At 71.1% G+C, this 6,553-nt stretch carries 8 protein-coding genes; all 8 read right to left on the bottom strand.

Annotated elements, in window-relative coordinates:
• Positions 1 to 106: 106 nt before the first annotated feature.
• On the bottom strand, positions 107 to 1,327 hold the full coding sequence (locus tag BFF76_RS24860; protein ID WP_031089521.1) for a beta-ketoacyl-[acyl-carrier-protein] synthase family protein: 1,221 nt from the start codon (positions 1,325 to 1,327) through the stop codon (positions 107 to 109).
• Positions 1,327 to 1,557: a phosphopantetheine-binding protein gene (locus tag BFF76_RS24855; protein WP_031089523.1), complete on the bottom strand. Its 231-nt coding sequence runs from the start codon at positions 1,555 to 1,557 to the stop codon at positions 1,327 to 1,329. Before BFF76_RS24855 ends, BFF76_RS24860 begins: the two co-directional genes overlap by 1 nt.
• Positions 1,558 to 1,663: 106 nt before the next feature.
• Positions 1,664 to 2,671 (bottom strand): beta-ketoacyl-ACP synthase III, encoded by a 1,008-nt coding sequence (locus BFF76_RS24850; protein ID WP_031089525.1) that lies wholly within the window; start codon positions 2,669 to 2,671, stop codon positions 1,664 to 1,666.
• On the bottom strand, positions 2,668 to 3,651 hold the full coding sequence (locus BFF76_RS24845) for a ferritin family protein (RefSeq protein WP_031089528.1): 984 nt from the start codon (positions 3,649 to 3,651) through the stop codon (positions 2,668 to 2,670). Before BFF76_RS24845 ends, BFF76_RS24850 begins: the two co-directional genes overlap by 4 nt.
• A complete protein-coding gene (locus BFF76_RS24840; RefSeq protein ID WP_031089530.1) occupies positions 3,648 to 4,202 on the bottom strand; it encodes a flavin reductase family protein in 555 nt (184 codons plus the stop codon). The genes BFF76_RS24845 and BFF76_RS24840 overlap by 4 nt, the downstream gene beginning before the upstream one ends.
• Complete coding sequence (locus BFF76_RS24835) at positions 4,199 to 4,735, bottom strand: hypothetical protein (RefSeq protein ID WP_053931085.1); 537 nt, start codon at positions 4,733 to 4,735, stop codon at positions 4,199 to 4,201. Before BFF76_RS24835 ends, BFF76_RS24840 begins: the two co-directional genes overlap by 4 nt.
• 20 nt (positions 4,736 to 4,755) lie before the next feature.
• Complete coding sequence (locus BFF76_RS24830; RefSeq protein WP_031089541.1) at positions 4,756 to 5,238, bottom strand: type II toxin-antitoxin system RatA family toxin; 483 nt, start codon at positions 5,236 to 5,238, stop codon at positions 4,756 to 4,758.
• A 2-nt stretch (positions 5,239 to 5,240) separates the two neighbouring features.
• Positions 5,241 to 6,524 carry an aspartate aminotransferase family protein gene (locus tag BFF76_RS24825; RefSeq protein WP_053931086.1) on the bottom strand — a complete coding sequence of 428 codons (1,284 nt, stop codon included), beginning with the start codon at positions 6,522 to 6,524 and terminating at the stop codon, positions 5,241 to 5,243.
• Positions 6,525 to 6,553: the final 29 nt, after the last annotated feature.

Raw genomic sequence — 6,553 nt, 5'->3', positions numbered from 1 at the left:
GTACGGGGGCGGGGTGAGGGTGCCCCGGAAAACATGTCGGGGCGGACGGCTCCGAGCCGTCCGCCCCCACACGTGCTGCCGGTGCCGGCCTGAGGCCCTGAGGCCCTCAGGCCGGAGCGATCGCCAGCGCCGTGTTCTGGCCGCCGAACCCGCACGAGTTGCTGAGTGCGAGGTCGATCGGCATCGACGTGGCCGACTGGGCGAGCTTGATGTCGATCCGTCCGTCGGGGATGCACAGGCCCGCGGTGGGCGGAATGATCTCGTGTTCGACGCTCAGCAGGGTGAACGCGGCCTCGACCGCGCCGGCCGCGCCGAGCAGGTGTCCGGTGACTCCCTTCGTGGAGGTGACCAGCGGGTCGCCCTGCAGCGTCCGCTGGATCATGCGTGCCTCGGCCAGGTCGTTGAGCGGTGTCGACGTGCCGTGGGCGTTCACGTGCTGCACGTCGTCAGGGTCCGCGCCGGCGTCGGCGAGAGCCGCGCGGACCGCCGCCTCGATGCCGGCGCCGTCCGGGTGCGGCGACGTCATGTGGTGGGCGTCCGCGGTGGCCCCGAAGCCGATGATCCGGCCGTGGACGTGCGCACCGCGGGCCCGGGCGTCCACGACGCGTTCCATGACGAGGATCCCGGCCCCCTCTCCGGCGACGAAGCCGTCCCGGTCGGCGTCGAAGGGACGCGAGGCCGACGCGGGGTCGTCCTCGCGCCGCGACAGCGCGCCCATCTGGGCGAAGCCGGCCATGACCAGTGGAGTGATCATCGCCTCGCTGCCGCCCGCCAGCACCACGTCGCAGCGGCCGAGGATGAGCAGGTCCCGGGCCGTGCCGATGGCGGTCGCACCCGAGGCGCAGGCCGTGGCCACCACCAGGTTGGGGCCGGTGGCCCCGAACTCGATGGCCGTCTGACCGGCCAGCATGTTCGGCAGCTGCATGGGCAGCAGCAGCGGGGACACCCGGTCGGCGCCCTGCTCCCGCAGCACATCGTGCTGCTCCTCGACCGTGCCGGGACCACCGTCCGCGCAGCCCAGCACCACACCGACCCGCGCCCCGTCCCAGGTGGTCGGGTCGAGACGGGCGTCGGCCACGGCCTCATGGGCGGCGACGAGGGCGAACTGCACGAACCTGTCCAGGCGGTGTGCCCGCCGCGCGCTGAGCAGAGAATCCGGATCGAAGCCGGGAACCCGGCAGGATATTCGTACGGGGTTGTTCGCCAGTACCGGGTCGAGGGCGGCGGCCGGCCTGCCGTCGCAGACCGCCGCCCAGCTGGGCCCGACCCCGATACCACCCGGGGTGACCAGGCCGATCCCGGTGACGGCGATGTCCATGCCGGCCATCAGACCTTCGCGCTCCGCTCCTCCATGAGCCGGACCATGTCAGCCACGGTCTCGGCTTCCAGGAGATCGTCGTCGCTGACGTCCAGGTCCAGTTCGGACTTGAGCAGCAGCGACAGCTCCACCACGGCCAGCGAGTCCAGCTCGATGTCTTCCCGGGTGGCGTCCGGGGTGATGGCCTCGGGCGACACCTTGAGCTTGTTGGACAGGATTTCCTTGAGCTGCTCCAGCATGACGGATCCTTTCGAAGGTGTACGCGAAACCGGCGTACGTGACGGGTGTACGCATAGGCGTACGAAATGGCGTGCTGGACAGGGAGTCCGGTCGGCCGGGGGGCCGTCAGACCGATTGGACGTCGGGCCAGACCAGGGTCGTCGCACCCCAGGAGAGGCCTCCGCCGAACGCGGTCAGCAGCACCCGGTGCCCGGCGGTGAGCCGGCCGTCCGCCGCGGCCTGCGACAGCAGCAGCGGGATCGAGGCGGCACCCGTGTTGCCGACCCGGGCGATGTTCGTCAACTGCCTTTCGGCCGGCACCCCGAGGCGTTCCGAGACCGAATCGAGGATCCGGGCGTTGGCCTGGTGGGCCGCGAACCGGTCGACGTCCCCGATGCTCCAGCCGGCCAGCTGGGCCGCCTGCTGGGAAGCTCCGGTCATCCGCTCCACCGCGTGCCGGTAGGTGTCCCGGCCGAGCATCCGGAAGTACTGGTCCTCCGGGTCGGTCACCGGACCGGACGAACGCTGGCGTGAGCCGCCCGCCGGCACCTCGATGAGGTGGCTGAGCTCGCCGTCGCTGCCGAGGACCAGCGGGCCCACGGCCCCCGGTTCGCCGGCGGAGCCCGCCCGCAGCACCACCGCGCCCGCACCGTCCGCGAAGATGACGGCCGTGGTGCGGTCCTCCGGGTTGACGATCGTGGTGAACGCGTCGGCGGCGATCAGCAGCACGCTGTCGGCGACGCCCGCCGCCAGGAGCCCGGACGCGGTGGCGAGACCGTACAGGAAGCCGGAGCAGACGGCGGCCACGTCGAACGCAGGCACCTGCCCGAGCCCCAGCCTGGCGGCCACCTGCGGGGCGGTCGCCGGGCACGGCTGGTCGGGTGTGGTGGTGGCGAGGACGACTGCTCCCACGTGCTCGTCGCCCGCGGACTTGAGGGCTCGCAGCCCGGCCTCGACAGCCAGGTCGGAGGTCGCGGTGCCGGGCGCGACCACATACCGCTCGGCGATCCCGGTGCGTGAGCGGATCCACGCGTCGGAGGTGTCGAGCCGCTGTGCCAGGTCGTCGTTGGTGACCAGACCGGGAGGTGTGTACGCCCCGATCCCGGCCACCACCGCCGCGCGCCCCCCGCTCATGCGCCGGCCTGCGGACTGCTGAGGGCCTCCAGCGGCAGCCCCATGTACGCCATCCGCGACTCGGCCATCTCGTCGGTCCAGCGCTCGGCCATGTCGTAGCGCTGCTCCGGAGTGGTGTCGAGCATCCGGACGCCCGGCCAGATCTCGTAGTCGCCGATCCTGTCCGCGTGCTGGGCCATGCCCTGCTGGAAGAGCTCCTCGCGGTGGATGACGAACTCGCGGTCGGGGATCTCGTCCCAGAGCTGCACACCGGCCCGCAGGATCTCCAGCAGGCGCGGGCGGTACTCGGGGTGCGCGGCCACGTGATCACGCAGGATCGTGCTGGCCACCGTCAGATGCCTGATCTCGTCGATGGCGGTGCCGCGTGAGATCTCGCCGGTGGCCGGCGACAGCGGGGTCCACTTGCGCTCGCTCAGCTCCGCCGCCGGGGCGAGCACCCCCTCGATGACGATGGCGAACACTGCGACGCCGCCTGCGAAGTCCGCCTGGTCGCGGACGATGTCGAGGGTGAAGTCCACGACCGGGTCCAGGACCCGCTTGCGGTAGTCCGCGGCCATCTCGTCGATGTCCTTCAGGAGCGTCTTCTGCGGGACCCCCAGCTCCACCAGGTGGTTGCGGAAGACCCGGGCGTGCCGCGCCTCGTCGATCAACTGGGTCGAGTAGAACTCCATTTCGGGGACGCCGGGGGCGATGGCGACGTAGTGGCCGAGCAGCCGCGTCGCGATCTCCTCCGAGAGCCCGCGGAACCCGAACTCCAGCACCAGGGCGTCGCGCAGGGGCCCCGGCTCCTTCAGGAAACCGGGCACGACGGCGTCCACGTGGTGCCCGGTCTCGCCGCGGTCGCGCAGCGTGCCCTGCGCCACCGAGGTGAACCAGTAGGCGAGGTCGCACTCCTCGGGTCCGAGGGTGAGCTCCTTCGCTCCGTCGAGCAGACCGGGAGCCTTGTCCCAGTCGGCCTCGGGTGCCACAGAACCGGTCATGACGCGGCTGCCTCCTTCGCGGGGTGCAGGGAGCCGGCGAACAGCTCCCCGGCGTAGCTGAACAGGGGATGGGCGTCACGGGCGTTGGCCCGGACGACATGGCCGAGCAGCAACTCGCTGTCGCCCGCCACGTGTGCGGAGTGGAACCGGCAGGTGTAGTGGGCGAGCGCCCCGGCCAGGAGCGGTGCCTTCGCGTACGAGTCCGCCGTCCAGGCGAGGCCCGCGAACTGCGCGCTGCCGTCGGGGCGGTCGCTGTCCGCGAAGTGACTCGCCACATCGGCCTGCCCGCTGCTGAGCACGTTGATCGCGAACCGGCCCTCGGCGGCCGCGAGCCGTGCGAAGGACGAACCCGCCCGCAGCACGACCCCCACCAGCAGGGGTTCCCGCGACACCAGCGTCACGGTGCTCGCCGTGGTGCCGTGCGGCCGCTCCTGGGGGCCGACGGTCAGCACCGACACCGGGGAGGCCAGGTGGTACAGCGCCCGGCGTCGCTCGGCCGGGTCCTGGCGTACGGGACGCCGCAGGGTACGCACTTCGGTGGCGGCGGTCATCGCACGGCCTCCTGCCGCTGCCGGCGGACCGGCTGCGCCGGGACGTGGCCGACCGGGGTGGGCTCCGTGGCGTGCCCGACCGCCTTGGGATGGGCCAGCCCCAGGTCGTCCAGGAGCCGCAGGTAGCCGGGCTGGCGTACCGGCTCGAAGGGCAGCGCGAACGACTTCATGAAGTTGCCGAACAGGCCGCGGTCCCCGAAGAGGTGGAACGGCAGTACCAGCAGCGCCCACTCCGGCTCGACCAGCCAGCACCACAGCGCCGCGACCGCGGCCTGGGTGATCAGGCTGTGCATGACGTTGTAGAGCACGTAGTAGGTCTTGGGGATCGGCCGCCCGCCGCTGCGTTTGAAGGCGATGGCGCCCGGGATGTAGCCGATCAGGTCGATGTACAGGAACAGGGCGATCGCGACCCACCAGCGGATCTCGCCGAAGTGGGCGATGATCAGACCGGTGGTGACGGCGAGGCCCACCAGGTACTCGGCGCGGTGCAGCGAGTACGTTCTCGGTGTCTCGAAGGGATTTGCCTGGTCCATGGTCAGCTCCTGCGGCGGTGCTAGGCGCCGATGGCGGCGGGCTCGGTGAGGTCGACGCCGCCCGAGAGCCGGACGGCGGGGAACAGGCCGGTCAGGGCCCAGGCGACGGTCTCCTTGATGACCCGCTCGGCGATCGGGTCGAGGATCCCCTCCAGGCTGGGGATACCGAAGTCGAAGTCGGCGTCGAAGCGGACCGCCACGTCGTCACCCAGCTGCGTCATGGCCCAGGTGCCGGTGAAGGAGTCGAAGTCGCCGTCGGACTGCTCGAAGCGGATCTCATTCAGCTCCGGCAGGAAGGTGTCGTCCTCGGTCCAGCGCAGCAGACCGCTGCGGAAGTGCAGCTCCCAGCTCGAACTGGCGTTCTCGGCCGGGTAGGTGGCGTGCACGGTGGTCGCCTTCACATGGGGCGCCAGGTCGGGGAACCGCTCCCAGCGTCGTACGGAGTCGAAGACCGTCGTGGCCTGCTCCGCGGGGATCAGTGCTTCGAGCTCTACGTGACGCATGATCAGTTGCCGCCTTCCGGCATCTTGGCCGCGCCCCGGACGAGGTCGCGTGTGGCCAGGTCGAAGGAGTTCAGGAGGAACTCCACATCGGTGTCGCTCATCACGGCGGGCGGGGTGAACCGCACCACCGAGCTGCCGTTCATCGAGTGGTTGGCGACGACGCCGTGGTTGAAGAGCTCGATCAGCAGCTCGCCGGCCAGCCCGGCCTCGACGAGCTCCACACCGATGAGCAGCCCACGGCCGCGTACGTCCACGACGAGTTCGGGGATGTTGCGGTAGGCGATCTCCGAGATCCTCGGCAGCAGCCGCGCACCCAGGTCCATGGCCCGGGTGACCAGGCGCTCCTCCTTCATGGCACGGATCGCGCCCTGTACCGCGGCCATCAGGACCGGCTGGCCGGAGAAGGTGGCGGTGTGGACGTAGGGGTCCTTGTCGAAGGGGCGGAAGGCCTTGCGGGTCGCCACGGCCGCGGAGACCGGCATTACGCCGCCGCCGAGCGCCTTGCCGGTGAGGAGCACGTCGGGCACCACGCCCTCGGTGTCGGCGCCCCACCACTCGCCGAGCCGGCCGAAACCGGACTGCACCTCGTCGAGGATCAGGAAGCCGTCGTGCTCGCGGACCAGCTCCTCGACCTGCTTGAGGTAGCCCGCAGGCGGAATGATCACACCGCCCTCGCCCTGGACGGGTTCGAGGATGACGCAGACCTCACCCGGGTGGGCCGCGAGTTCCGCCTCCAGCGCGTCGGTGTCACCGAAGGGGATGTGCAGGAAGTCCGGGATCAGCGGCCGGAAGGGCGCCTGGTAGACGTCCTTCGCGGTCGCGGACAGCGCGCCCAGCGTCTTGCCGTGGTAGCCGCCGCGCATCGAGACGGTCCGCCTGCGGCCGCCGGCCCGTGCGAGCTTGAGGCCGGTCTCCACCGCCTCGGCGCCCGACAGGGCGAAGTGCACGCGGTCCAGGCCCTCCGGCATCACGGAGACGAGCGCCTCGGCGGCGCGGGCCACGGTGGGCTCCAGCAGGATGCGCGTCGCGGTCGGGTGTGTCCGCAGCTGGCGCTCCACCTCCTCCATCACGATCGGGTGGCGTGCGCCCATGATGAAGACGCCGTACCCGCCCGCGTTGAGGAAACGCTCACCGTCGCTGGTGGTGAGCCAGGCGCCCTCGGACGCCGTTTCCATGTGGCTGCCGAACAGCTCGGCGAGAGTGGCCCGGCCCTTGCTGAGATGGGCCCGGTACAGGCCGAGGATCTCCGCCTCGGTCTCGACGGGTGCTTCCTGGATGACGGTCACGGATCTCTCACTCCAAGTGTGGTGGGGGG

The sequence above is a fragment of the Streptomyces mutomycini genome (assembly GCF_001700505.1).
Lineage (GTDB): Bacteria > Actinomycetota > Actinomycetes > Streptomycetales > Streptomycetaceae > Streptomyces > Streptomyces mutomycini.
The sequence above is the reverse complement of the archived record's forward strand: the minus strand, read 5'-3'. Positions and strand labels throughout refer to the sequence as shown.

What these genes read in the sequence shown, in the direction of transcription:
- BFF76_RS24860 (WP_031089521.1), bottom strand. Translation starts at nt 1,327, where the DNA reads ATGGCCGGCATGGACATCGCCGTCACCGGGATCGGCCTGGTCACCCCG.
- BFF76_RS24855 (WP_031089523.1), bottom strand. Translation starts at nt 1,557, where the DNA reads ATGCTGGAGCAGCTCAAGGAAATCCTGTCCAACAAGCTCAAGGTGTCG.
- BFF76_RS24850 (WP_031089525.1), bottom strand. Translation starts at nt 2,671, where the DNA reads ATGAGCGGGGGGCGCGCGGCGGTGGTGGCCGGGATCGGGGCGTACACA.
- BFF76_RS24845 (WP_031089528.1), bottom strand. Translation starts at nt 3,651, where the DNA reads ATGACCGGTTCTGTGGCACCCGAGGCCGACTGGGACAAGGCTCCCGGT.
- BFF76_RS24840 (WP_031089530.1), bottom strand. Translation starts at nt 4,202, where the DNA reads ATGACCGCCGCCACCGAAGTGCGTACCCTGCGGCGTCCCGTACGCCAG.
- BFF76_RS24835 (WP_053931085.1), bottom strand. Translation starts at nt 4,735, where the DNA reads ATGGACCAGGCAAATCCCTTCGAGACACCGAGAACGTACTCGCTGCAC.
- BFF76_RS24830 (WP_031089541.1), bottom strand. Translation starts at nt 5,238, where the DNA reads ATGCGTCACGTAGAGCTCGAAGCACTGATCCCCGCGGAGCAGGCCACG.